At 73.7% G+C, this 22818-nt stretch carries 19 protein-coding genes; 12 read left to right on the top strand and 7 right to left on the bottom strand.

Going from position 1 to position 22818, the window contains the following annotated elements; genetic code table 11:
• Positions 1 to 3: 3 nt before the first annotated feature.
• Genes ACFYYT_RS16545 through pdhA (ACFYYT_RS16535) form a run of 3 tightly spaced genes read right to left on the bottom strand, consistent with a single transcriptional unit; the run spans position 4 to position 3683 of the window.
• Positions 4 to 1476 (bottom strand): dihydrolipoamide acetyltransferase family protein, encoded by a 1473-nt coding sequence (locus ACFYYT_RS16545; RefSeq protein ID WP_351823583.1) that lies wholly within the window; start codon positions 1474 to 1476, stop codon positions 4 to 6.
• A gap of 12 nt (positions 1477 to 1488) precedes the next feature.
• A complete protein-coding gene (locus ACFYYT_RS16540) occupies positions 1489 to 2469 on the bottom strand; it encodes an alpha-ketoacid dehydrogenase subunit beta (RefSeq protein WP_351823580.1) in 981 nt (326 codons plus the stop codon).
• 5 nt (positions 2470 to 2474) lie between these two features.
• A complete protein-coding gene (gene pdhA, locus ACFYYT_RS16535; protein WP_351823577.1) occupies positions 2475 to 3683 on the bottom strand; it encodes a pyruvate dehydrogenase (acetyl-transferring) E1 component subunit alpha in 1209 nt (402 codons plus the stop codon).
• A gap of 325 nt (positions 3684 to 4008) precedes the next feature.
• Between pdhA (ACFYYT_RS16535) and ACFYYT_RS16530 the strand changes: the two genes are divergently transcribed.
• Both ACFYYT_RS16530 and ACFYYT_RS16525 read left to right on the top strand, forming a co-directional pair.
• Complete coding sequence (locus tag ACFYYT_RS16530) at positions 4009 to 4668, top strand: response regulator transcription factor (protein WP_030225053.1); 660 nt, start codon at positions 4009 to 4011, stop codon at positions 4666 to 4668.
• A gap of 163 nt (positions 4669 to 4831) precedes the next feature.
• Positions 4832 to 5257, top strand: a complete 426-nt coding sequence (locus ACFYYT_RS16525) for a pyridoxamine 5'-phosphate oxidase family protein (protein ID WP_351823574.1) — start codon at positions 4832 to 4834, stop codon at positions 5255 to 5257.
• A gap of 61 nt (positions 5258 to 5318) precedes the next feature.
• Here the strand turns inward: ACFYYT_RS16525 and ACFYYT_RS16520 are convergent, their stop codons facing one another.
• Positions 5319 to 6956, bottom strand: coding sequence for a protein kinase (locus ACFYYT_RS16520; protein WP_351823571.1), 1638 nt, complete (start codon positions 6954 to 6956; stop codon positions 5319 to 5321).
• A 226-nt stretch (positions 6957 to 7182) separates the two neighbouring features.
• Here ACFYYT_RS16520 and ACFYYT_RS16515 point away from each other — a divergent pair, with 226 nt between their 5' ends.
• The 10 genes from ACFYYT_RS16515 (at position 7183) to ACFYYT_RS16470 (ending at position 19178) form a co-directional block, all read left to right on the top strand.
• The gene (locus ACFYYT_RS16515) at positions 7183 to 8835 is read left to right on the top strand and encodes a protein kinase (protein WP_351823568.1); all 1653 of its coding nucleotides are present in this window, start codon (positions 7183 to 7185) and stop codon (positions 8833 to 8835) included.
• A gap of 213 nt (positions 8836 to 9048) precedes the next feature.
• Positions 9049 to 9618: a hypothetical protein gene (locus tag ACFYYT_RS16510; protein ID WP_388608235.1), complete on the top strand. Its 570-nt coding sequence runs from the start codon at positions 9049 to 9051 to the stop codon at positions 9616 to 9618.
• Positions 9619 to 9690: 72 nt separating this feature from the next.
• On the top strand, positions 9691 to 10356 hold the full coding sequence (locus ACFYYT_RS16505) for a PadR family transcriptional regulator (RefSeq protein ID WP_351826615.1): 666 nt from the start codon (positions 9691 to 9693) through the stop codon (positions 10354 to 10356).
• Positions 10357 to 10452: 96 nt separating this feature from the next.
• The gene (locus ACFYYT_RS16500; RefSeq protein WP_351826645.1) at positions 10453 to 11217 is read left to right on the top strand and encodes an ABC transporter ATP-binding protein; all 765 of its coding nucleotides are present in this window, start codon (positions 10453 to 10455) and stop codon (positions 11215 to 11217) included.
• An 8-nt stretch (positions 11218 to 11225) separates the two neighbouring features.
• Positions 11226 to 14081, top strand: a complete 2856-nt coding sequence (locus ACFYYT_RS16495; RefSeq protein WP_351826646.1) for an ABC transporter permease — start codon at positions 11226 to 11228, stop codon at positions 14079 to 14081.
• An 82-nt stretch (positions 14082 to 14163) separates the two neighbouring features.
• Positions 14164 to 14703, top strand: coding sequence for a bacterial proteasome activator family protein (locus tag ACFYYT_RS16490; RefSeq protein WP_351826616.1), 540 nt, complete (start codon positions 14164 to 14166; stop codon positions 14701 to 14703).
• Between the two features lie 225 nt (positions 14704 to 14928).
• The gene (locus ACFYYT_RS16485; RefSeq protein WP_351826617.1) at positions 14929 to 15810 is read left to right on the top strand and encodes an NTP transferase domain-containing protein; all 882 of its coding nucleotides are present in this window, start codon (positions 14929 to 14931) and stop codon (positions 15808 to 15810) included.
• Positions 15807 to 17090, top strand: a complete 1284-nt coding sequence (locus tag ACFYYT_RS16480; RefSeq protein WP_351826618.1) for a molybdopterin molybdotransferase MoeA — start codon at positions 15807 to 15809, stop codon at positions 17088 to 17090. The genes ACFYYT_RS16485 and ACFYYT_RS16480 overlap by 4 nt, the downstream gene beginning before the upstream one ends.
• Complete coding sequence (locus ACFYYT_RS16475; RefSeq protein ID WP_351826619.1) at positions 17078 to 18178, top strand: potassium channel family protein; 1101 nt, start codon at positions 17078 to 17080, stop codon at positions 18176 to 18178. Before ACFYYT_RS16480 ends, ACFYYT_RS16475 begins: the two co-directional genes overlap by 13 nt.
• A 22-nt stretch (positions 18179 to 18200) precedes the next feature.
• A complete protein-coding gene (locus tag ACFYYT_RS16470; RefSeq protein ID WP_351826620.1) occupies positions 18201 to 19178 on the top strand; it encodes an NAD(P)H-quinone oxidoreductase in 978 nt (325 codons plus the stop codon).
• Positions 19179 to 19301: 123 nt separating this feature from the next.
• On the opposite strand, the gene ACFYYT_RS16465 is transcribed toward ACFYYT_RS16470, so the two are convergent.
• Genes ACFYYT_RS16465 through pdhA (ACFYYT_RS16455) form a run of 3 tightly spaced genes read right to left on the bottom strand, consistent with a single transcriptional unit; the run spans position 19302 to position 22791 of the window.
• Positions 19302 to 20651, bottom strand: coding sequence for a dihydrolipoamide acetyltransferase family protein (locus ACFYYT_RS16465; protein ID WP_351826621.1), 1350 nt, complete (start codon positions 20649 to 20651; stop codon positions 19302 to 19304).
• On the bottom strand, positions 20651 to 21658 hold the full coding sequence (locus ACFYYT_RS16460; protein WP_351826622.1) for an alpha-ketoacid dehydrogenase subunit beta: 1008 nt from the start codon (positions 21656 to 21658) through the stop codon (positions 20651 to 20653). Before ACFYYT_RS16460 ends, ACFYYT_RS16465 begins: the two co-directional genes overlap by 1 nt.
• Positions 21655 to 22791 carry a pyruvate dehydrogenase (acetyl-transferring) E1 component subunit alpha gene (gene pdhA, locus ACFYYT_RS16455; RefSeq protein ID WP_351826647.1) on the bottom strand — a complete coding sequence of 379 codons (1137 nt, stop codon included), beginning with the start codon at positions 22789 to 22791 and terminating at the stop codon, positions 21655 to 21657. The genes ACFYYT_RS16460 and pdhA (ACFYYT_RS16455) overlap by 4 nt, the downstream gene beginning before the upstream one ends.
• Positions 22792 to 22818: the final 27 nt, after the last annotated feature.

Genomic DNA, 22818 nt, shown 5'->3' with positions numbered 1-22818 from the left:
CCGCTACGACCAGGTGACGAGCCGGCGCGGGTGTTCCAGGACGGCGGCGATGTCGGCCAGGAAGCGGGAGCCGAGCTCGCCGTCGATCAGACGGTGGTCGAACGACAGCGCCAGGGTGGTGACCTGCCGGGGCTTGACCTTGCCCTTGTGGACCCACGGCTGGAGCTTGATCGCGCCGACCGCGAGGATCGCGGACTCGCCCGGGTTCAGGATCGGCGTACCGGTGTCGACGCCGAAGACGCCGACGTTGGTGATGGTGATGGTGCCGTTCTGCATGTCGGCCGGGGAGGTCTTGCCGTCGCGGGCCGTGGCGACCAGCTCGGACAGGGCCGTGGACAGCTCGCCCAGGGTCTTGGCGTGCGCGTCCTTGATGTTCGGCACGATCAGGCCGCGCGGGGTGGCGGCCGCGATGCCCAGGTTCACGTAGTGCTTGAGCACGATCTCCTGGGCCGCCTCGTCCCACGACGCGTTGACGTCGGGGTTGCGGCGGATCGCGACGAGGACGGCCTTGGCGATCAGGAGCAGCGGGTTGATCCGCAGACCGGCGAGGTCCGGGTCGTCCTTCAGCTCCTGGACCAGCTTCATCGTGCGGGTCACGTCGAGGGTGATGAACTCGGTGACGTGGGGCGCGGTGAAGGCCGAGTGGACCATGGCCTGGGCGGTGACCTTGCGGACGCCCTTGACCGGGATGCGGGTCTCGCGCGCCGAGGCGTCGGCCGGGACGGCCGCGGCCGGCGCGACGGGCGCGCCCACCGGGGCCGGGACGGCGGCCGGGGCGGCTGCCGGAGCCGTCGCGGGTACGGCCGCCTGCTGCGGGGCGATCGCCGAGGCGGCCGCCGCGTGGACGTCCTCCCGGGTCACGACCCCGCCGTCGCCGGTGGGGACCACCGAGGCCAGGTCGATGCCGAGGTCCTTGGCGAGCTTGCGCACCGGCGGCTTCGCCAGCGGCCGCTCGCCGCCCGGCTGAGCCGGTACGGCGGGCAGCGCCGGGGCGGCCGGAGCCGGGGCGGGCGCCGCGGGGGCGGCCGGAGCGGGGGCGGCCGGAGCCACCGCCGCGGCCGAGCCGTTCTGCGCGGCCGCGCCCGCCGGGGCCTTGCGCGGGCGGCGCTTCGTGGAGGCGGTGGAGACCCCGTAGCCGACCAGGACGGGCTGGCGCGCCTCGGGCGCGGGCTCGGCCTCGGCGGCGACGGCGGCCGGGGCCTCGGCGGCGGCGGCCGGGGCCTGCGCGTCGTCCCCGCCGGTCTCGACCGAGATGATGACCTGGCCGACGTCGACGGTCACGCCCTCCTCGAAGAGCAGCGCGTGCACCACCCCGTCGAAGGGGATCGGCAGCTCCACGGCCGCCTTCGCCGTCTCGACCTCGCAGACGACCTGCCCGTCGGTGACGGTGTCACCGGGCTGGACGTACCACTTGAGGATCTCGGCCTCGGTGAGGCCCTCGCCCACGTCGGGCATCTTGAATTCGCGGATGGTCATGAACGTGGCTCCTCAGTACGCCAGCGAGCGGTCGACGGCGTCGAGCACCCGGTCCAGGCCCGGCAGGTACTCGTCCTCCAGGCGGGCCGGCGGGTACGGGGCGTGGAACCCGCCCACGCGCAGCACCGGCGCCTCCAGGTGGTAGAAGCAGCGCTCCGTGATGCGGGCGGCGACCTCCGCGCCCACACCGAGGAAGACCGGCGCCTCGTGGACGACCACGAGGCGGCGGGTCTTCTCGACCGACGCCTGGATCCCGTCGAAGTCGACCGGGGACATCGAGCGCAGGTCCAGGACCTCCACCGACTTGCCCTCCTCGGCGGCCGCGGCGGCCGCCTCCAGGCAGACCTTCACCATCGGGCCGTAGGCCGCCAGCGTGACGTCCGAGCCCTCGCGGGTGACGCGCGCCTTGTGCAGCTCGCCGGGGATGGCCTCGACGTCGACCTCGCCCTTGTCCCAGTAGCGGCGCTTCGGCTCGAAGAAGATCACCGGGTCGTCGCTGAGGATCGCCTGCTGGAGCATCCAGTAGGCGTCGGCCGCGTTCGACGGCGAGACCACCTTGAGGCCCGGGACGTGCGCGAAGAGCGCCTCGGGGGATTCGCTGTGGTGCTCGACCGCGCCGATGCCGCCGGCGTAGGGGATGCGCACGACGACCGGCATCTTGATCTTGCCGAGGGCGCGCGCGTGCATCTTCGCGAGCTGCGTGACGATCTGGTCGTACGCGGGGAAGACGAAACCGTCGAACTGGATCTCCACGACCGGCCGGTAGCCGCGCAGGGCCAGGCCGATGGCGGTGCCGACGATGCCCGACTCGGCGAGCGGGGTGTCGATGACCCGCTCCTCGCCGAAGTCCTTCTGGAGCCCGTCGGTGATGCGGAAGACACCGCCCAGTTTGCCGACGTCCTCGCCCATGATCAGGACCTTGGGGTCGGTCTCCAGCGCCTTGCGCAGCGACTCGTTGAGCGCCTTCGCGATCGACATCTTCTCGATGGCCATCGTGGTCACTCCCCACCCTCGAAGGACGCGAGGTAGGCGGCGAACTGCGCGCGCTCCTCGTCGACGAGCGCGTGCCCGTCCGCGTAGACGTTCTCGAAGATCGCCATGGTGTCGGGGTCGGGCATGGAGCGCACGACCTCGCGCACCCGCTTGCCCAGCGCCTCGCTCTCGGTTTCGAGCTCGGCGAAGAACGCCTCGTCGGCGCCGCCGGTGGCCAGCAGGTGGGCCTTCAGGCGCAGGATCGGGTCCTTGGCCTCCCAGGCCACCGTCTCCTCGTCGCGCCGGTACTTCGTCGGGTCGTCGGAGGTGGTGTGCGCCCCCATCCGGTACGTGAACGCCTCGACCAGGGTCGGGCCCTCTCCCCGGCGGGCCCGCTCCAGCGCCCAGCGGGTGACCGCGAGGCAGGCCAGGACGTCGTTGCCGTCCACCCGGATGCCCGGGAAGCCGAAGCCCCGCGCGCGCTGGTAGAGCGGCGCGCGCATCTGGCGCTCGGTCGGCTCGGAGATCGCCCACTGGTTGTTCTGGCAGAAGAACACCACGGGGGAGTTGTAGACGGCCGAGAAGTTGAACGCCTCCATGACGTCGCCCTGGCTGGACGCGCCGTCGCCGAAGTAGGCGATGACCGCGGAGTCCGCGCCGTCCTTGGCCACGCCCATCGCGTAACCGGTCGCGTGCAGCGTCTGCGAGCCGATGACGATCGTGTAGAGGTGGAAGTTGTTCGTGGTCGGGTCCCAGCCACCGTGGTTGACCCCGCGGAACATGCCGAGCAGGTTCGTCGGGTCCACGCCGCGGCACCAGGCCACGCCGTGTTCGCGGTAGGTCGGGAAGACGTAGTCGTCGTCGCGCAGGGCCCGGCCGGAGCCGATCTGGGCGGCCTCCTGGCCCAGCAGCGACGCCCACAGGCCCAGCTCGCCCTGACGCTGCAGGGCGGTCGCCTCGCCGTCGAAGCGGCGGGTCAGGACCATGTCGCGGTAGAGCCCGCGCAGGTCCTCGGTGGTGATGTCCGCGACGAAGGGTGCGAACTCCGCGGCGTCGGGGTTGGCCCCGGCCTCGATCCGTTCGCCTTCGGGCGTCAGCAGCTGTACGAGCTGAGGCTCGGCGTCGTGCGGCTGTGCGGTGGCAGCGGCGGTCTTGCGGGCGCTCGCCGCGCCTGCCGCCCGCTTGGTGCCGCTGCTGCGTCGCGGCTTGCGCGCGGCAGTGCTCTCCACGGTCACGTGTGCTCCTCCGTCGGTCCGGCACCCGGGTTCTCCGGGGACCAGTGCGGCTCACCTGTATCCGTACCCGTGCACGGGGTGGGTGCACGGCGCGTACGGGATTCAGGCGTGACAGGTGCCCCGGCGAGTGCCCTGCGCAATGCACGTTACCCAGTGCTCCGCATAACTGCGAAACCCCGCTTGACCTGCGATTTTGCTTGGATATCCAAGTAAATCGGCGGTCTCGGGAACAACGACTGGTCACAGCCTTGCAGGGGGCCGGAACAACGGCACGTTATCCCGGGTAACTCCGGCAGGGAAGGGGTGAGTGTGTGAAGATGACTTTGTGCGCGAAGACGGAAAAATCAAGGTATTCCTCCTGGACGACCACGAAGTGGTACGTCGGGGCGTTCATGAGCTCTTGTCGGTCGAAGACGACATCGAGATCGTCGGTGAGGCAGGTACGGCCGCGGACGCGCTCGTCCGCATTCCGGCCACCCGCCCCGACGTGGCGGTCCTCGACGTGCGGCTGCCGGACGGCAGCGGGGTCGAGGTCTGCCGCGAGGTGCGCTCCCAGAACGAGGACATCAAGTGCCTGATGCTCACCTCGTTCGCCGATGACGAAGCCCTGTTCGACGCGATCATGGCCGGCGCCTCGGGCTACGTCCTGAAGGCGATCCGCGGAAACGAGCTGCTCAGCGCCGTACGGGACGTCGCGGCCGGCAAGTCGCTGCTGGACCCGGTGGCCACCGCGCGGGTGCTGGAGCGGCTGCGCGACGGCAAGAACGGCAAGGGCGACGACCGGCTGTCGAACCTCACCGAGCAGGAACGCAAGATCCTCGACCTCATCGGCGAGGGCCTGACCAACCGGGTCATCGGCGAACGGCTGCACCTCGCCGAGAAGACGATCAAGAACTACGTCTCCAGCCTGCTGTCGAAGCTGGGCATGGAGCGCCGGTCCCAGGCGGCCGCGTACGTGGCGCGCCTCCAGGCCGAGAAGCGCTAGCCGGTCCAGCCGCTCTCCGGCCCGTCCGGAGCGTTCCTCGACCCGCCGTCCCCGTGGCGCCGCGGTGCCACGGGGCGTGCCGTTCCATTCGGGACCAACGTCCCCGATCATCGGGGCGGGATCCTCTGTCGCGACGCCGTGCCGGTGCCGGAGAGTGGTCCGCATGTCCCCTGAGGAACTCCACGCCATCGAACTGCTGCGCCGCGTGCCCTACGGCCGAGTCGCCACCAGCATGCGCGCGCTGCCCTTCCTCGCCCTCGCCCGCCACATCGTGGTGGACGGCAAGGTCGTGCTGAGAATGCACGCGGGATTCGGCTACCACCAGGCCTGTAACGGCAGCGTCGTCTCCTACGGGGCGGACAACTCCAATTCCGAGGATCCGCGCCTGTGGTCCGTCCAGTTCACCGGAACGGCGGAAATCGTCGAACCGACCACCGCTGAACTGGAGCTTTTCGGTCCGGGTCCGCATTTCGTGGACGGCGCGGTCTTCGACCCCGTGTACATGCGGATCGAACCCCAGCTCATCACCGTCCACACCCTCGCGGGGAACCTGCACCGGCAGGGCAGGCAGTACCAGCACGCCCTCTGACAAGCGGCGCGCACCTATGCGGGAGGGCCCGGCGGAAGCGATTCCGCCGGGCCCTCTCCGGTCATTCCGATGTGCCGCCCGGGTTGTCCCCGCCACCGCCGCCACCGGCGCCGCCCGAAGTCGGCGGCGCGATCGTCGGCGGCTTCGTCGGCGGCTTGGTCGGCGGTGAGGCCGGCGGAGTGGTCGGTTCCTCCGTCTTCGGCGGCGGGCTGCTCGCCGTGGCCGGCGGGCTGCTGCTCGGCGTGTACTTGCTGCGGCTCGGCGTGGGCACGTACGTCTCGTCGTGCGAGGAGCCGCCCGAGTCGGTGGTCGGCGGGTTCGACGGGGTCTCCGGCGTCGAGCTCGGGTTGCTCGGCGTCGCGCCCGGCGAGCTCTGGCCGGCCCCCGGCTTGCCGCCGCCGCCCTTGCCGGTGCCGTTCATGGTGCTCACCGCGTACGCGACACCGCCGGCGATGGCGAGGACCGCGAGCAGCGCGAAGACCCACATCTTCCAGCGGCCGCCGCCCCGGCGGTCGTCGTACCCGTCGTAGCCGTCGTAGCCACCGTGGCCGCCACGGCCGCCGCCCTGGCCGCCGTGACCGCCGCCGCCCGGGAAGGCGGTGCCGTCGTCGGGGTTGAGCGGGGGCACCATCGGCTGCTGGAACTGCGAGGTCGTGGCGTGCGCGTTGTACTGGGGGCGCGGGCCGCCGTTGCCGCCCGCCGGCATCGCCGTGGTGGACGAGCCGGGCTGGCCGTGCGGGAGGGACATGGTGACCGGGCCGGTGTTCCAGGTGCCGGTGTTCGCCCCCTGGTCCTGGAGCATCTGGAGCGCGTACTGGACGAGCCCGCGCATCTCCTCGGCGCTCTGGAAGCGGTCGTCCGGGTCCTTGGCCAGCGACCGCATGACCAGGCCGTCGAGTTCCTGCGGAATGGAGTGGCCCTCGGGGAGCTGCGAGGGCGGCACCGGCGCGTCCTGCACGTGCTGGTAGACCACCGACAGCGGGGTCTCCCCGGTGAAGGGGGGCCGCAGGGCGAGGAGTTCGTAGAGCAGGCAGCCCGTCGCGTACAGGTCGCTGCGGTGGTCGACGGCCTTGCCGAGGGCCTGTTCGGGCGACAGGTACTGCGGGGTGCCCATGACCATGCCGGTCTGGGTCATCGTCGACTGCACGCCGTGCAGGGCGCGGGCGATGCCGAAGTCCATCACCTTGACCGCACCGGAGTGGGTGATGATGACGTTGGCGGGCTTGATGTCGCGGTGCACGATGCCGTGCTGGTGCGAGTAGGCGAGCGCCTCCAGCACGCCCGAGACGATGATGAGCGCCTGGTCGGGGCCGGGGGCCTCGGCGCTGATCAGCAGGTCCCGGATGGTGCGGCCCTCGACCAGCTCCATCACGATGTAGGGGACGACGTTCGGGCCGACCCGGTCCTCGCCCGAGTCGTACACGGCGACCACGGCGTGGTGGTTCAGCCCGGCGACCGACTGTGCCTCGCGCGTGAAGCGGGCCTTGGACACCGGGTCCTCGGCGAGGTCGGCGCGCAGCAGCTTCACGGCCACGGTGCGGCCCAGGCGCACGTCCTCGGCGGCGAACACCTCGGCCATGCCGCCGCGGCCCAGCCGGTGGGTCAGGCGGTAACGTCCGTCGCCCACCAGTCCGCCGGCGCCCCAGTGCTCAGGACCATCGGTCATCCCGGCGCCGTTTCCCTCGGGTTCGGGTGCCATCAGTCCTCGCCGTCGTCTCTCTCGTCCGCTCTAGCGGTGGGTCCTCATCGGGTGCTCCGATGAACGCTACAGCCTCCGAACCGGTCACCGTTCGGACACAGACGCCCCGTGGCCCCCCGGTCACGGAGCGGGCACCGGCTTGACGTGTGCTTGCCCTCCGGCAGACTGGGCGCGACATGCGCTCAGCCGGACGCGTAGGGACACAGCCCGAGGGGAAGCAACAGTCATGAGCCAGGACGGCACACAGGGCCGGTACGCAGGCGGCTCTCTGGCCGGTGGCCGTTACCAGCTAAGGGATTTGCTGGGCGAGGGGGGCATGGCCGCCGTCTACCTCGCGTACGACTCCGCCCTCGACCGGCAGGTCGCGATCAAGACCCTGCACAGCGAACTGGGCCGGGAGGCCTCCTTCCGCGAGCGGTTCCGGCGTGAGGCGCAGGCTGTTGCGAAACTGTCGCACACCAATATCGTCTCGGTCTTCGACACCGGCGAGGGCGAAGTCTCCTTCGGCGGCTCGGGCGACGGCACGGTCATGCCGTACATCGTCATGGAGTACGTGGAGGGGCAGCCCCTCGGCTCCGTCCTCGACGCCGACGTCCGCCAGTACGGGGCGATGCCGGCCGACAAGGCGCTGAAGGTGACCTCCGACGTGCTGGCCGCCCTGGAGACCAGCCACGAGATGGGGCTGGTCCACCGCGACATCAAGCCCGGCAACGTGATGATGACCAAGCGCGGCGTGGTCAAGGTGATGGACTTCGGCATCGCGCGGGCCATGCAGTCGGGGGTCACCTCGATGACGCAGACCGGCATGGTCGTCGGCACCCCCCAGTACCTCTCGCCCGAACAGGCCCTGGGCCGGGGCGTGGACGCCCGCTCCGACCTGTATTCGGTCGGCATCATGCTCTTCCAACTGCTGACGGGCCGGATCCCGTTCGAGGCGGACTCCCCACTGGCGATCGCGTACGCACACGTGCAGGAGGAGCCGGTGGCTCCGTCCTCCATCAACCGGTCGGTCACCCAGGCGATGGACTCGCTGGTGGCGCGGGCCCTGAAGAAGAACCCGAACGAGCGTTTCCCGACGGCCGCGGCCATGCGGGACGAGATCCTGCGGGTGCTGTCCGCCGGTCAGACCGGCGCTCCGGTCATCGTGCCGGGCGCCGCGCCGGGCGGCAGCGGAGCGGGCGTCAGCTCGGCCGTGTTCCCGCCGGTGGACTCCGCCTTCCAGGCGCCGCCGCCGCAGTCGCTCCAGCAGCCGTACCAGCCGCAGCACACCCCGGCGCCGTCCCCGTACGCTCCGCAGACCCCGGCGCAGGGCGGGTACGCGTACCCGCACACGCCCGCGCCGCAGCAGCAGTACGCCCCGCAGACCCCGCCGCCGTTCACCATCTCCCCGGCTCCGGCCCCGTCCGCGGCGTCCTCGCCGGGCGGCGGCGGGAAGCGGAACACGCCGGTGGTGGTCGGGGCGGTCGTGGTGGCCCTGCTGGCCGTCGGCGGACTGATCGCGGTGCTGAACCAGGGCGGGGACGACAACAAGAAGGACACCGCCGGGTCCGGCGGCGCGAGCTCGTCCGCCTCCGCCCCGGCCGCGGCGGGCCACAAGGGGCCGGACACCTCGCGCACGATCGACGCGGACAAGTGCAAGAGCGCCACGAAGTCCTACAAGGACGCCACGAAGGTCATGGCGCCGGACTTCCGCTACAAGAACCTCCGCTCGGTCAAGGAGTGCATCCAGGCCGCCGGCTGGAAGTTCACCCTCCAGGAGCGTGACGAGGCGGTCTACGGCCAGGACACCGTCCTGGAGCAGCTCCCGGCGTCCGGCGCGGACGTCCCCAAGGAGGGCACGGAGTTCACCCTGGTCGTCTCGACCGGCGACCCGCAGTAGGAGCCCGCACCGCGCGACGGCGGCGCGGGCGGCAGAAGACGGCGAAGCACGGCGAAGCACGGCGGGGCACCGCCGAAGGACTGACCGGCATCCCGGGCCACCCTCATGGGCGGCCCGGGATGCCGCTTTTGTCCCACCATGTAAATCTGAGGACGTCATTCTGATGCCTCGGCGTCCCGGCGCTCCGGCCGCACGGAAGGGGAGGGCTTCCCCGTGACCCGACGCCCGCGCCCGCCGCGCCCGCCGCGCCTGCCGCGCTGGACCGCCGGAGCCGTACTGGCCGCCGCCGCGCTGCTGGCCACCGCGCCCGCGGGCGCGGCCCCCGCCCGCGCCCCCGGCGCCGCCGCGCCGGCGAGCGCGGTCGCGGAGGCCGTACCGGAAGAGGCGTACGAGGAGCTCGCCGGCAGTCCGGCGGGCGTCGGCCGGGAGCACCCGGGGCGGCCCGCCGGCGAGCCGCCCGCCACCGAGCTGCTCGCCGCACCCCGGCCGGTGCGCCAGGTCCGTCCGGCGCGGCCCAAGCCCGAGCGGCCCGCCGTCCCGCCGCACCGCGTGCCGCCGGGGACCGCCGCGAACGACCCGGCCGCGCGTCCGGCGGCGAGCGACCCGGCGGACACCCCGGACGGCCCCGCGCCGAGCCGCTCCCCCGGGCTCCACGCGCTCGGCACGGACCCCAGCGACCGGGCCGCGGACCTGGCCGCCCACCTCCTGCCGCTCGGCACCGGTCTGGCCCTGATGGGGCTGGGCCTGGGCTTCATGGGCATGCGGCTGCGACAGGGCCGCTAGGGGGCGTCCGGTGGGGTGCGGCGACGCCCGGGGGGCTTGTGGAGAGGAGCATACTCGGTATACATACTGAGTATGTCGATCCGTCACGGGCTTCTGGCCCTGCTGGAACGGGGCCCGCGCTACGGCTCCCAGCTCCGCACCGAATTCGAATCCCGCACCGGCTCCACCTGGCCGCTCAACGTGGGGCAGGTGTACACGACCCTCGCCCGCCTGGAGCGGGACGGCCTCGTCGCCCCCGGCGGCGAGGACGCCGCCGGGCACACCCTCTACGCCATCACCGACACCGGACGCACCGAGCTCCGCGCCTGGTACGAACGGCCCGTCGACCGCACCAACCCGCCCCGCGACGAGCTCTCCATCAAGCTCGCCATGGCCGTCGGCGCCCCCGGGGTGGACATCCGCGCCGTCATCCAGTCCCAGCGGCACGCCACGATCCGGGCGATGCAGGACTACACCCGGCTCAAGGCGCAGGCGATCACCGCCGTCGAGAGCGGCCGCTCCGACGAACGCGACGACCTGGCCTGGCTGCTGGTCCTGGAGCAGCTCATCTTCCAGACCGAGGCCGAGGCCCGCTGGCTCGACCACTCCGAGTCCCGGCTGGTCCGGCTGGCCGCCCGCGCCGCCACCGAGCCGGCGTCCCCGGCCGCTCCGGCCGGTCCCGCCGCTCCGGCCGATCCCGCCGCTCCGGCTGATTGCGCCGCCGGCCCGTCCCGCAGCGCCCGCACGCGCCGGGGCTGAACCAACGTTCCAGGGGGGACCCTCATGTCCGACCAGTACCGCACGCCCGACCAGCACGGCATACCCGGCCGGTACCGCACGCCCGACCAGCACGGCATGCCCGACCCGCACGGCACGCCCGACCAGCAGCACCGACCCCGGCCCGTACTCCGGCTCGACCGGCTGGTGCGCACGCACGGCAGCGGAGCCACCGAGGTGCACGCCCTGCGCGGCATCGACCTGAGCGTGTACCCCGGCGAACTCGTCGCCGTCATGGGCCCGTCCGGCTCCGGCAAGTCCACGCTGCTCACCCTCGCGGGCGGACTCGACACCCCCACCAGCGGCCACGTCCTGGTCGAGGGCGTCGACATCACCACCGCCAACCGCAAGGCGCTGGCCGCCCTGCGGCGCCGCAGCATCGGCTACGTCTTCCAGGACTACAACCTGATCCCGGCCCTCACCGCCGCCGAGAACGTGGCCCTGCCGCTCGAACTCGACGGAACCTCCGCCCGCAAGGCCCGCTCCGCCGCCCTCGCCTCGCTGGAGGAGATGGGCCTGCGCCCGCTCGCCGACCGCTTCCCCGACGAGATGTCCGGCGGGCAGCAGCAGCGCGTCGCCATCGCCCGCGCCCTCGTCGGCGAGCGCCGCCTGGTCCTCGCCGACGAGCCCACCGGCGCCCTCGACTCCGAGACCGGCGAATCCGTCCTCGCCCTGCTCCGCTCCCGCTGCGACGCGGGCGCCGCCGGCGTCCTCGTCACGCACGAACCCCGTTTCGCCGCCTGGGCCGACCGGGTCGTCTTCCTGCGCGACGGCAGCGTCGTCGACGAAACCGTGCGCGGCGGGGCCGACTCCCTGCTCTCCGGCCGGGCGGCCGGCCTGTGACCTCCCGGATCGGTTCCTGGTACCACCCTTGGGCCGCCGCCCTGCGCATCGCCCGCCGCGACGCCCGGCGCGCCAAGGGCCGCAGCGCCCTGGTCCTGGCGATGATCGCCCTGCCCATCGTCGGCGTGAGCGCCGCCGACCTCACCTTCCGCAGCTCCGAGCTCTCCGCCGACCAGCGCCTGACCCGGCAGATCGGCGCCGCCGACGCCCGGCTCTCCCCGTCGGGCCTGGACGGTCCCGTCCTCCAGCACCCCGACGGCGAGCACTTCGCGCCCGTCGGCGGCTACGAGAAGTACCGGCCCGGCAAGGAGAAGGCACAGCCCCTCGCGTCGGCCCTCCCGGCCGGTGCCAAGGCCGCCGAGGACACCACCGGCCACATCAAGGTGCGCACCACGCACGGGCTGCTCCAGAGCGACCTGCGTGAGCTGGACGTGCACGACCCGCTGACCCGGGGCCTGTTCACGCTCGACCGCGGCCGGCTGCCCCGGGGCCCCGGCGAGGTCATCGCCACCCAGGCCTTCCTCGACGCCTCCGGGCTGCACGTAGGCTCGGCGGTCAGCATGCGCGGCGCCCCCGCCCCCTACCGGATCGTGGGCGCGTACGAGCTGCCCTCCAAGCTGAAGAACACCGAACTGCTCGCGCTGCCCGGCACCCTGTTCGCCCCGCTGGAGGCCGCGTTGCGGGCCGAAGGCGGATCCGGGCTCCCCGGCCCCACCACCACCTCCTACCTGGTCTCGGTCGGCGGCGGTGAAGGTTTCACGTGGAACATGACCAAGGAGGCCAACGCCAAGGGCGCCCTCGTGCTCTCCCGCGCCGTGGCCCTGCGCCCGCCCGCCGACTCCGAGGTCCCGCTGTTCAAGCAACAGCGCAAGGAGCAGTACGAGCCGGTCTCCGGCGGCGGTGAAGTCACCCAGAAGGCCGTCCTCGCCACCGTCGTCGGCCTCGCCATGCTGGAGATCTGCCTGCTCGCCGGACCCGCCTTCGCGGTCGGGGCCCGGCGCTCGCGCCGCCAGCTCGGCCTGGTCGGCGCCAACGGCGGCAACCGGCGCCACGTCCGGTCCGTCGTCCTGTCCGGCGGCCTGGTGATCGGCGCCGTCGCCGCCGTCAGCGGAACCGCCCTCGGCGTGGCGCTCACCATCGGGCTGCGCCCCGTACTGGAGGAGCAGCTCGGGGTCCGCTTCGGCGGCTTCGTGGTCCGCCCGCTGGAGCTCCTCGGCATCGCCCTGCTCGCGGTGCTGACCGGGCTGCTGGCCGCCGTCGCCCCCGCGGTCACCGCGTCCCGGCAGACCGTACTGGCCTCCCTCACCGGCCGCCGCGGGATCCGCCGGGCCAACCGGGTCCTGCCCGTCCTCGGCCTGCTCGCCGTCCTCGGCGGCGCCGCCATCGCCGTGTACGGCACCGGCTACCGGGTCAGCCCGAACGTCGTCGCGGGCGGCAGCGCCCTCGCCGAGCTGGGCATCGTCGCCCTCACGCCGGTGCTGGTCGGCGTCTTCGGACGGCTCGGCGGCCTGCTGCCGCTGGCCCCCCGGCTCGCCCTGCGCGACGCCGTCCGCAACCGGGGCCGCACAGCGCCGGCCGTGGCCGCCGTGCTGGCCGCCGTCGCCGGAACGGTCGCGGTGTCCACGTACCAGCACAGCCAGGACGTCCAGGCGCGGCACGAGTACACCGCCGAACTGCCCGCCGGCTCCGGGTACCTGCTCGCCGACAGCGACCTCGGCCGCAAGGAGGTGCCCGCCCTGCGGGAGGCCCTCGCGAAGGACCTGCCGCTCGGCGTGCGGGCCGACGTGGACCGGCTCGTGGCCGGGAACCCGAACTGCGCCCGGGGATCCACGGATCCGGGCTGCGGGCGCGTCACCCTCATCACCCCGAAGGAAGCGCGCTGCCCGCTCTGGGAGGCCGCGAACGGGCCCGCCTCCTTCACCCCCGACCAGGCCAGGACCCTGCGGCAGGACCCGCGGTGCGCGACGCCGAAACACCGCGCCCAGTTGGACATGGTCGTCGCCGACGAGAAGCTGCTCGCCGTGCTCGCGGTCACCGACCCCGGCTCCGCGGCCGCCCTGAAGGACGGCCGGGCCGTCTCCTTCGACGGACGCAACGTGAAGGACGGCAAGGTCACCCTGCGGCTCGTCACCGACGAGGCCGCCGCCGACCAGGCCACCGCCCAGCACGCCGAACTGCCCGGCCAGGACAAGGTCCTGACCGTCCACCAGGCTCCGGCGAGCGCGGAGGGCTGGGGCTTCACCCTCGTCGTCCCGCCCGCGGCGGCCAAGGCGGCGGGCCTGGCCACCGCCCCGGCCGGCTCCTACTTCAGCCTCGACGGCAAGGCCCCCAGCGAGCGGCGGCAGCGGCTCGAAGGGGACATCGACCGGCTGGGCGCCGACGCCCATTTCACGATCGAGGAGGGGTACCAGGGCCAGAGCAGCCTGGGTGTGCTCGCGCTCTCCGTCTTCGCGGGCCTCGTCACCATCGGCGCCGCCGGCATCGCGACCGGCCTGGCCCAGGCCGACTCCGAGGCCGACCTGAAGACGCTGGCCGCGGTCGGCGCGGCCCCGCGCGTGCGGCGCGCGCTCAGCGGCTTCCAGTGCGGGGTGGTCGCCCTGATGGGCGTGGTCCTCGGCTCGGCGGCGGGGATCCTGCCCGCGGTCGGGCTGCGGCTCACGCAGGAACGCGAACAGGAACGTCTGGTCCGTCACGGCATCGAGATGGGCTACGCCACGCTCCGGGACACCGAGCTCTACGTGCCGATCGCGGTGCCGTGGGAGACGCTCGCCGGGCTGCTGGTGCTGGTCCCGCTCGGGGCGGCCCTGCTGGCGGCCCTGGTCACGAAGTCGAGCGGCGCCCTGGCCCGGCGGGCCGCGGGCTGATGTTCCGGCCCCCGTACAGGGTGGATCACGCCCGTACGGGGGCACACCGTGTGAGTACGCAGGTGTGCGAGACAATGACGGCATGGAGATGCCGAGGAGTGAACGGTCGCAGGACAGTCCCCCGCACGTCCTGATCGTGGGACAGGACGGGGCGGCGGTCGGCGGCGCCGATGACGAGTCGCGCGAGGTCCCGGTGACGGAGATGGTCGAACAGCCCGCCAAGGTCATGCGGATCGGCAGCATGATCAAGCAACTCCTGGAAGAGGTACGCGCCGCGCCTCTCGACGAGGCGAGCCGGGTCCGGCTCAAGGACATCCATGCCGCCTCGGTGAAGGAGCTGGAGGACGGCCTCGCCCCCGAGCTGGTCGAGGAACTGGAACGTCTGTCCCTCCCCTTCACGGAGGAGGCCATTCCGTCCGAGGCGGAACTGCGGATCGCGCAGGCGCAGTTGGTGGGCTGGCTGGAGGGTCTCTTCCACGGGATCCAGACGGCCCTGTTCGCGCAGCAGATGGCGGCGCGGGCCCAGCTGGAGCAGATGCGCCGCGCCCTGCCTCCGGGCAGCTCCCACGAGGACGACGAAGACGGCCCCCACGGCGCCATCCGCTCGGGCCCGTACCTCTGACCCCGAGGGCCGGAGCCACGCTCCGGCCCCACCCCCTCCCGGGCTCCGGCCGGGCCCTGGGGGTGCGGTGGGCACACAGCCCCGCCGGGGTCGGGGCCGGGGCGGCGCTCCGGGAACGGGTTGAGGGCGGGGCGGGGAGCAGCCCGCGCAGCGGCGCCGCGGCGCGGCGGGCCCGCGTAAAACCCGGGTAAGCGCGGGCCGCCAAGGCCACCGCATACTCGGGGCATGAGCTACGACGCCATCGTCCTGGCCGGCGGCGCCGCCCGCCGCCTCGGCGGAGCCGACAAGCCCGCCCTCCCCGTAGGCGGCCGCGCCCTCCTGGACCGCGTCCTGGATTCCTGCCCGGACGCCGCCACCACCGTGGTGGTCGGCCCCCGCAGGCCCACCGCCCGCCCGGTCACCTGGACCCTGGAGGACCCGCCCGGCGGCGGCCCCGTGGCCGCCCTGGCGGCCGGGCTGCGCGCCACGACCGCCGAGCTGGTCCTCGTACTCTCCGCCGACCTGCCCTTCCTGGACCGGGACACCGTCCGCACCCTGATCGGCGCCGCCTCCGCCGGCCCGGCCGACGGCGCGCTGCTCCGCGACCCCGACGGCCGGGACCAGCCCCTCGTCGCCGCCTACCGCGCCGAACCCCTGCGCCGCGAGACCGCCCTGCTCGCCACCGAGCACGGCCACCTCCGCGGCCTCCCCCTCCGCGCGCTCACCGCCGAACTGGAGCTGGCCCCGGTCACCGTGACCGCCACTGCGCCACTCGCCTCCTTCGACTGCGACACCTGGGAGGACCTGGCGGCGGCCCGGGCCCGGATCAGGGAGCATGGAAGCGTGCTGGAGCAATGGATCACCGCCGCCAAGAACGAGCTCGGCATCGATGTCGACGTCGACATCGCCACCCTGCTCGACGTAGCCCGTGACGCCGCACACGGCGTCGCCCGCCCCGCGGCCCCGCTGACGACCTTCCTGGTCGGCTACGCGGCCGCCCGCGCCGAAGCCGCCGGCGCCGACCCCGCCCGGGCGGTGGCCGAGGCCTCCCGCAAGGCCGCCGGCCTGGCCCTGCGCTGGGCCGCCGAGGCCCAGCCCCCCCACCCCGAGGAGACCGGCTCCGGATGACCCGTACCGATGCCGACGGCGCCCTGGACGAAGCCCTCGCCCTGGTCAGCCGCACCCCAGCCGGCGGGGGCCACCGCGCCTCCCCCTGGCCCCGCGCCCGGGAGACCGCCGCCCGGGCCGGCTCGGGGGTCCGGGGCCGCACCCACCGGGTCGCCCTCGCGGACGCCCTCGGCGAGGTGCTGGCAGCCCCCCTCGACGCCCTCGGCGACCTGCCGTCCTTCGACACCTCCGCCATGGACGGCTGGGCCGTCGCCGGTCCCGGCCCCTGGAGCGTCCTCCCCGGCGGCGGGATCCTGGCCGGCTCCGAGCAGCCCGCCCCGCTCGGCGACGGCGAGGCCGTCCGGATCGCCACCGGAGCCCGGATCCCCGCCGACACCAGCGCCGTCATCCGCAGCGAGCACGCCCGCGAATCCGGCGGCCAGCTGTACGCCGCCCGGCCCGTCAGCCACGGCCAGGACATCCGGCCGCGCGGCCAGGAGTGCCGCTCGGGCGATCTGCTGCTGCCCGCCGGCTCCCTGGTCACCCCGGCCGTGCTCGGCCTCGCCGCCGCCGCCGGGTACGACGAGCTGCCGACCCGGCCCCGCCCCCGGGTGGAGGTCCTGGTGCTGGGGGACGAGCTGCTCACCGAGGGCCTGCCGCGCGACGGCCTGATCCGCGACGCCCTCAGTCCCATGCTGGGCCCCTGGCTCACCCGGCTCGGCGCCGAGGTCGTCGCCGCGCGCCGGCTCGGCGACGATCCGGCCGGGGCCGACGCCCTCCTCGCCGCGATCACCGGCTCCACCGCCGACCTGGTCGTCACCACCGGCGGCACCGCCTCCGGCCCCGTCGACCACGTCCACCCCGTACTGGCACGGGCCGGCGCCGAACTGCTCGTCGACGGGGTCGCCGTACGCCCCGGGCACCCGATGCTGCTGGCCCGCCTGGGCGGCCGCGCGGACGGCCGTCACGTGGTCGGGCTGCCCGGCAACCCGCTGGCCGCCGTCTCCGGGCTGCTGACCCTCGCCGAACCACTGTTGCGCGCCCTCGCGGGCCGCCGCCAGCGGCCCCGGTACACGGTGGCGGTCGAGGGCGACGTGCACGGCCACCCGTACGACACGCGGCTGGTGCCGGTGCTGCTGACCGACGAGCACGCCGTACCGCTGCGCTACAACGGCCCGGCGATGCTCCGGGGGGTGGCGGCCGCCGACGCGCTGGCCGTCGTACCGCCGCACGGAGTCCGGTCCGGACAGGACGTCGAGGTCCTCGACCTGCCGTGGGCCTCGGGAGGATGTTTCACGTGAAACTCCACGGCCAGGACGCCATGGCGCGCGGCGCGGACGAGAAGCTCGTCTCACGCCGCGTCAAACTCCCCACGCGCGTGGTCGAGAAACCGTTGCGGCAGGTCACGCGGCGGTTGCTGATGGCTCTGTTCGTGCTGGTCCTGACGGTGATGATCGTCTGGCTGGACCGCGACGGCTACCACGACAACGCCGACGGCCAGGTCGACTTCCTCGACTGCGTCTACTACGCGACGGTGACCCTGTCGACGACGGGCTACGGCGACATCGTCCCGTACAGCGACGGCGCGCGGCTGGCCAACATCCTGCTGATCACCCCGCTGCGCGTGCTGTTCCTGATCATCCTGGTCGGCACCACCCTGGAAGTGCTGACCGAACGCACCCGCGAAGAGTGGCGGCTCAGCCGCTGGAGGAACAACTTGCGTGACCACACGGTCGTCGTCGGCTTCGGCACCAAGGGCCGCTCCGCCCTGCAGACGCTGCTGGCGACCGGCCTCCGCAAGGATCAGGTCGTCATCGTCGACCCGAGCGCCAAGGTGATCGACATCGCGAACTCGGAGGGGTTCACCGGAGTCGTCGGGGACGCCACCCGCTCCGAGGTGCTGCTGCGGGCCGAACTCCAGAAGGCCCGTCAGATCGTCATCGCCACACAGCGGGACGACACGGCGGTCCTGGTGACCCTGACGGCCCGGCAGCTCAACCGCGGCGCGAAGATCGTCGCGGCGGTGCGCGAGGAGGAGAACGCGCCGCTGCTCAAGCAGTCCGGCGCGGACGCCGTCATCACCAGCGCGAGCGCGGCCGGCCGGCTCCTGGGCCTGTCCGTGCTCAGCCCGAGCGCGGGCACCGTGATGGAGGACCTCATCCAGCAGGGCTCCGGCCTGGACCTGATCGAACGGCCCGTCCGCAGGGCCGAGGTGGGGCGCGGAGTGCGGGAGACGGAAGACCTGATCGTCAGCGTGCTGCGCGGACACCGCCTCCTCGCCTACGACGACCCGCACGCGAGCCCGCTCCAGCTGACGGACCGCCTGATCACCATCGTGCGGGCGACACCGCCGACGACCCCTCAGGTCATACTCGGCCCGGCGGAGTAACGGGCGGGGTAGATTCCGGGCCATGCATGCGATCACCATCGAGCAGCCCGGCGGCCCCGAGGCCCTCGTCTGGACCGAAGCACCCGATCCGGTGGCCGGCGAGGGGGAGGTGCTCGTCGAGGTCGTGGCGAGCGCCGTGAACCGCGCCGACGTCCTCCAACGACAGGGCTTCTACGACCCTCCGCCCGGCGCTTCGCGCCACCCCGGCCTGGAGTGTTCCGGGCGCATCGTGGCCCTCGGTCCGGGGGTGTCCGGCTGGTCGGTGGGCGACGAGGTGTGCGCGCTGCTGGCCGGCGGCGGTTACGCGGAGCGCGTGGCCGTCCCGGCGGGGCAGCTGCTGCCGGTGCCGGACGGCGTGGACCTGGTGGAGGCCGCGGCGCTGCCGGAGGTCGTCTGCACGGTGTGGTCCAACGTGTTCATGGTCGCCGGGCTGCGTCCCGGCGAGACCCTCCTCGTCCACGGCGGCTCCAGCGGCATCGGCACCATGGCGATCCAGCTGGGCAAGGCGGTCGGCGCGCGGGTGGCGGTGACGGCGGGCGGCAAGGAGAAGCTGGCGCGCTGCGCGGAGCTGGGCGCGGACGTGCTGGTCGACTACCGCGAGCAGGACTTCGTGGAGGAGCTGCGGGCCGCGACGGGCGGGGCCGGGGCGGACGTGATCCTGGACATCATGGGTGCGAAGTACCTGGCCCGGAACCTGGACGCGCTGGCCGTGAACGGCCGCCTCGCGATCATCGGACTGCAGGGCGGGGTCAAGGCCGAGCTCAACCTGGGCGCGCTGCTGGCCAAGCGGGCGGCCATCACGGCGACCTCGCTGCGCACGCGGCCGCTGGCGGAGAAGGCGGCGATCGTGGCCGCCGTACGGGAACACGTGTGGCCCCTGATCGCCTCGGGCCGGGTCCGCCCGGTCGTCCACGCCACGTTCCCGATGGACCGGGCGGCCGAAGCCCACCGCGTCCTGGAATCCAGCTCCCACGTGGGCAAGATCCTGCTGACCCGCTGACCCGCTGACCCGCTGACCCCTGACCCCCTGACCCCGCCCGGGGGCCCGACCCTCGGATCCCGCCTCCCTCGCCGCCGGGGCTGGTTCTCCAGCCCGCCGGCGAGGGAGGCGGTAACGCCGGACCTACAGCCCGCGCAACAGCACCGCCGGGTTCTCCACGCAGTCGGCCACGAAGCGCAGGAACCCGCCCGCCGTCCCCCCGTCGCACACCCGGTGGTCGAAGGTCAGCGACAGCTGCACGACCTTCCGTACGGCCAGCTCGCCCCCGTGCACCCACGGCTTCGGCACGATCCGGCCCACCCCCAGCATGGCCGCCTCGGGGTGGTTGATGATCGGCGTGGAGCCGTCGACCCCGAACACCCCGTAGTTGTTCAGGGTGAAGGTGCCCCCCGTGAGGTCCCCCGGCGTCAGCTTGCCCGTCCGCGCGAGCTCCGTGAGCCGCGCGAACTCCGCCGAGAGGGATTCGGGGCTGCGCGTGTGGGCGTCCCGGACCACCGGGACCATCAGCCCGCGGTCGGTCTGCGCGGCGAAGCCGAGGTGCACGGCCGGGAGCCGGACGATCTCGTTCGCCGCCAGGTCCACGGTGGAATTCAGCTCGGGGTACTTGGCCAGCGCGGCCGTGCAGATCCGCGCCAGCAGGGCGAGCACCGAGATCTTCGGGCCGTCCACGGCGTTCATCGCGGCCCGCGCCGCCATGAGTTCGGTGGCGTCCGCGTCGACCCAGCAGGTCGCCTCGGGGATCTCGCGGCGGCTGCGCGACAGCTTCTCCGCCACGGCCCCGCGCAGCCCCTTGAGCGGGATCCGCTCGCCCCGCCCGGCGTCCACGGGCGCCGGCGCGGCGGCGGGAGCCGCGGCCACCGGCCGCAGCGCGGCCTCGACGTCCGCCCGCAGGATCAGCCCCTGCGGGCCGGACCCGCGCAGCGTCCGCAGGTCGATCCCGTTGTCCCGGGCCAGCTTGCGCACCAGCGGCGAGATCACCGCGACGGGCCCGCCGGGGGCCTCGGCCGCCACCGGAGCCACCACCGGCACCACGACCGGGGCGACCGGGGCCGCCGGAGCGACCGGCGCGACCAGGGTCGCCGGGGCCGCCACCGCGCCGCCGCCCGCCGGCCGCACCCGCCTGCGCCGCGCCTGCCGCGAGTGGTCGGTGCCGTAGCCCACCAGCACGTTCCCCGAGCCCGACGGCGCCGCGTCGTCCGCCGCCGGCCCGGGCTCCGGAGCCGTCCCCGACCCCACCGCCACGGTGATCAGCGGAGCTCCCACCGGAAGCTCCGTGCCCTCTTCGCCGAACCGCGCGGTGACCACGCCCCCGTAGGGACACGGCACCTCCACCATCGCCTTGGCCGTCTCCACCTCGACCACCGGCTGGTCGACCTCGACGACATCGCCCACGGCCACCAGCCAGCGCACGATCTCCGCCTCGGTCAGCCCCTCACCGAGGTCGGGCAGCTTGAACTCCAGTACCTGCGGCATCAGTTCTCCCACTGGAGCCGGGCCACGGCGTCCAGGATCCGGTCCACTCCGGGCAGGTGGTACTTCTCCAGCATCGGCGGCGGATACGGGATGTCGAAGCCCGTCACCCGCAGCACCGGCGCCTCCAGGTGGTGGAAGCAGCGCTCCGTCACGCGGGCCGCGATCTCCGCACCCGGCCCGCCGAACCCGGCCGCCTCGTGGACCACCACCGCGCGCCCGGTCCGGCGTACGGAGGCCACGACGGTCTCCTCGTCGAACGGCACCAGCGAGCGCAGGTCGACGACCTCCAGGTCCCAGCCCTCCTCGCGGGCGGCCTCGGCCGCCTCCAGGCAGACCGGCACCGAAGGCCCGTAGGTGATCAGGGTCGCGCTCGTGCCCGTCCGCCGGACCAGCGCCTTCCCGATGCCCGGGACGGCCGCCGGGGCGTCCGGCGACCACTGCGCCTTCGACCAGTAGAGCCGCTTCGGCTCCAGGAAGACCACCGGGTCGTCGCTCGCGATGGACGCCCGCAGCAGCCCGTACGCGTCCTCGACGGTCGCCGGGGTCACCACGTGCAGCCCGGGCGTGGCCAGGTAGTAGGCCTCGGAGGAGTCGCAGTGGTGCTCGACGCCCCCGATGCCGCCGCCGTACGGGACCCGGATGGTGATCGGCAGGGGCATGGCGCCCCGGGTGCGGTTGCGCATCTTCGCGACGTGCGAGATCAGCTGCTCGAAGGCCGGGTACGCGAACGCGTCGAACTGCATCTCCACGACGGGCCGCAGCCCGTACATGGCCATGCCGACCGCCGCGCCGAGGATCCCGGCCTCGGCGAGCGGGGTGTCCGTGCAGCGGTCCTCGCCGAACTCCTTGGCGAGCCCGTCCGTGATCCGGAAGACGCCGCCGAGCGCGCCGACGTCCTCGCCCATGACGTGGACGGTCGGGTCCTCGGCCATCGCGTCGCGCATGGCGCGGGTGAGCGCCTGCGCCATCGTCGCGGGCTTCACCGCCGGTCGTGCCACCGTGGTCATGCGTCGCCCTCGGCTTCCAGTTCGGCGCGCAGCTGCTCGGCCTGCTCGCGCAGCCGGCCCGTCTGCTCCGCGTATACGTGCGCGAAGAGGTCCATCGGGTCGAGGACCGGCTCGGCGTTCATCCGTTCGCGCAGGGTCGCGGCCATCGCCTCGGCCGCGGCGCGCGCCTCCTGGATGCCCGTCTCGTCGAGGATCCCGCGGGCGGTCAGCTCGCGTTCCAGCAGTTCCACCGGGTCGTGCGCCTTCCAGGCCTCCACCTCGGCGTCCGAGCGGTAGCGGGTCGCGTCGTCGGCGTTCGTGTGGGCCTCCATCCGGTACGTGACGGCCTCGATGAGGGTCGGTCCGCCGCCGGCGCGGGCCCGCTGGACGGCCTCGGTGAGAACCTCGTGCAGGGCGGCGACGTCGTTGCCGTCGACGAGCCGGCCGGGCATGCCGTAGCCCACGGCCTTGTGGGCGAGGGTCGGGGCCGCGGTCTGCTTGGCGAGGGGGACGGATATCGCAAAGCCGTTGTTCTGGACCAGGAAGACCACCGGGGCCTGCCAGACGGCGGCGAAGTTCAGGGCCTCGTGGAAGTCGCCCTCGCTGGTGCCGCCGTCGCCGACCATGGCGAGCGCGACGACCTCGTCGCCGCGCAGGCGGGCGGCGTGCGCCAGGCCCACCGCGTGCGGCAGCTGGGTGGCGAGCGGGGTGCACAGGGGGGCGATGCGGTGTTCGCGCGGGTCGTACCCGGTGTGCCAGTCACCGCGCAGCAGCGTCAGCGCCTGTACGGGGTCCAGCCCGCGGGCGACGGCCGCGAGGGTGTCCCGGTAGCTGGGGAAGAGCCAGTCCTGCTCCTCCAGCACCAGGGCGGCCGCGATCTCGGCGGCCTCCTGCCCGACGGTGGAGGGGTACACGGCGAGACGGCCCTGCCGGGTCAGCGCGGTGGCCTGCGCGTTGTAGCGGCGGCCGCGCACGAGCTCGGCGTAGTACCGGCGCATCAGCGCGGGGTCGAGGCCGGCGGCCGCCTCGGTGCCCAGCACCCGGTACGGCTCGGGGTCCGGAAGCAGCGGAGCGGCCTCCGTACGGGGCCTCCAGGCGGGCGGCGGGGTGACACGGTGGGACGCACCGGCACCGGGCAGCTCTTGGACCGTCATGGCGGCGTACACCTCCTCGTGGGAAGC

The sequence above is a fragment of the Streptomyces sp. NPDC002032 genome (assembly GCF_042890765.1).
GTDB lineage: Bacteria > Actinomycetota > Actinomycetes > Streptomycetales > Streptomycetaceae > Streptomyces.
This window is presented reverse-complemented; position numbering and strand designations above follow the sequence as displayed.

Coding starts and splice junctions, on each gene's coding strand:
- ACFYYT_RS16460 (WP_351826622.1), bottom strand. CDS start 21,658: ATGACCACGGTGGCACGACCGGCGGTGAAGCCCGCGACGATGGCGCAG.
- ACFYYT_RS16480 (WP_351826618.1), top strand. CDS start 15,807: ATGACCCGTACCGATGCCGACGGCGCCCTGGACGAAGCCCTCGCCCTG.
- ACFYYT_RS16540 (WP_351823580.1), bottom strand. CDS start 2,469: ATGGCCATCGAGAAGATGTCGATCGCGAAGGCGCTCAACGAGTCGCTG.
- ACFYYT_RS16490 (WP_351826616.1), top strand. CDS start 14,164: ATGGAGATGCCGAGGAGTGAACGGTCGCAGGACAGTCCCCCGCACGTC.
- ACFYYT_RS16545 (WP_351823583.1), bottom strand. CDS start 1,476: ATGACCATCCGCGAATTCAAGATGCCCGACGTGGGCGAGGGCCTCACC.
- pdhA (WP_351826647.1), bottom strand. CDS start 22,791: ATGACGGTCCAAGAGCTGCCCGGTGCCGGTGCGTCCCACCGTGTCACC.
- ACFYYT_RS16470 (WP_351826620.1), top strand. CDS start 18,201: ATGCATGCGATCACCATCGAGCAGCCCGGCGGCCCCGAGGCCCTCGTC.
- ACFYYT_RS16475 (WP_351826619.1), top strand. CDS start 17,078: ATGTTTCACGTGAAACTCCACGGCCAGGACGCCATGGCGCGCGGCGCG.
- ACFYYT_RS16525 (WP_351823574.1), top strand. CDS start 4,832: ATGTCCCCTGAGGAACTCCACGCCATCGAACTGCTGCGCCGCGTGCCC.
- ACFYYT_RS16465 (WP_351826621.1), bottom strand. CDS start 20,651: ATGCCGCAGGTACTGGAGTTCAAGCTGCCCGACCTCGGTGAGGGGCTG.
- ACFYYT_RS16520 (WP_351823571.1), bottom strand. CDS start 6,956: ATGGCACCCGAACCCGAGGGAAACGGCGCCGGGATGACCGATGGTCCT.
- ACFYYT_RS16485 (WP_351826617.1), top strand. CDS start 14,929: ATGAGCTACGACGCCATCGTCCTGGCCGGCGGCGCCGCCCGCCGCCTC.
- ACFYYT_RS16515 (WP_351823568.1), top strand. CDS start 7,183: ATGAGCCAGGACGGCACACAGGGCCGGTACGCAGGCGGCTCTCTGGCC.
- ACFYYT_RS16505 (WP_351826615.1), top strand. CDS start 9,691: ATGTCGATCCGTCACGGGCTTCTGGCCCTGCTGGAACGGGGCCCGCGC.
- ACFYYT_RS16500 (WP_351826645.1), top strand. CDS start 10,453: ATGCCCGACCCGCACGGCACGCCCGACCAGCAGCACCGACCCCGGCCC.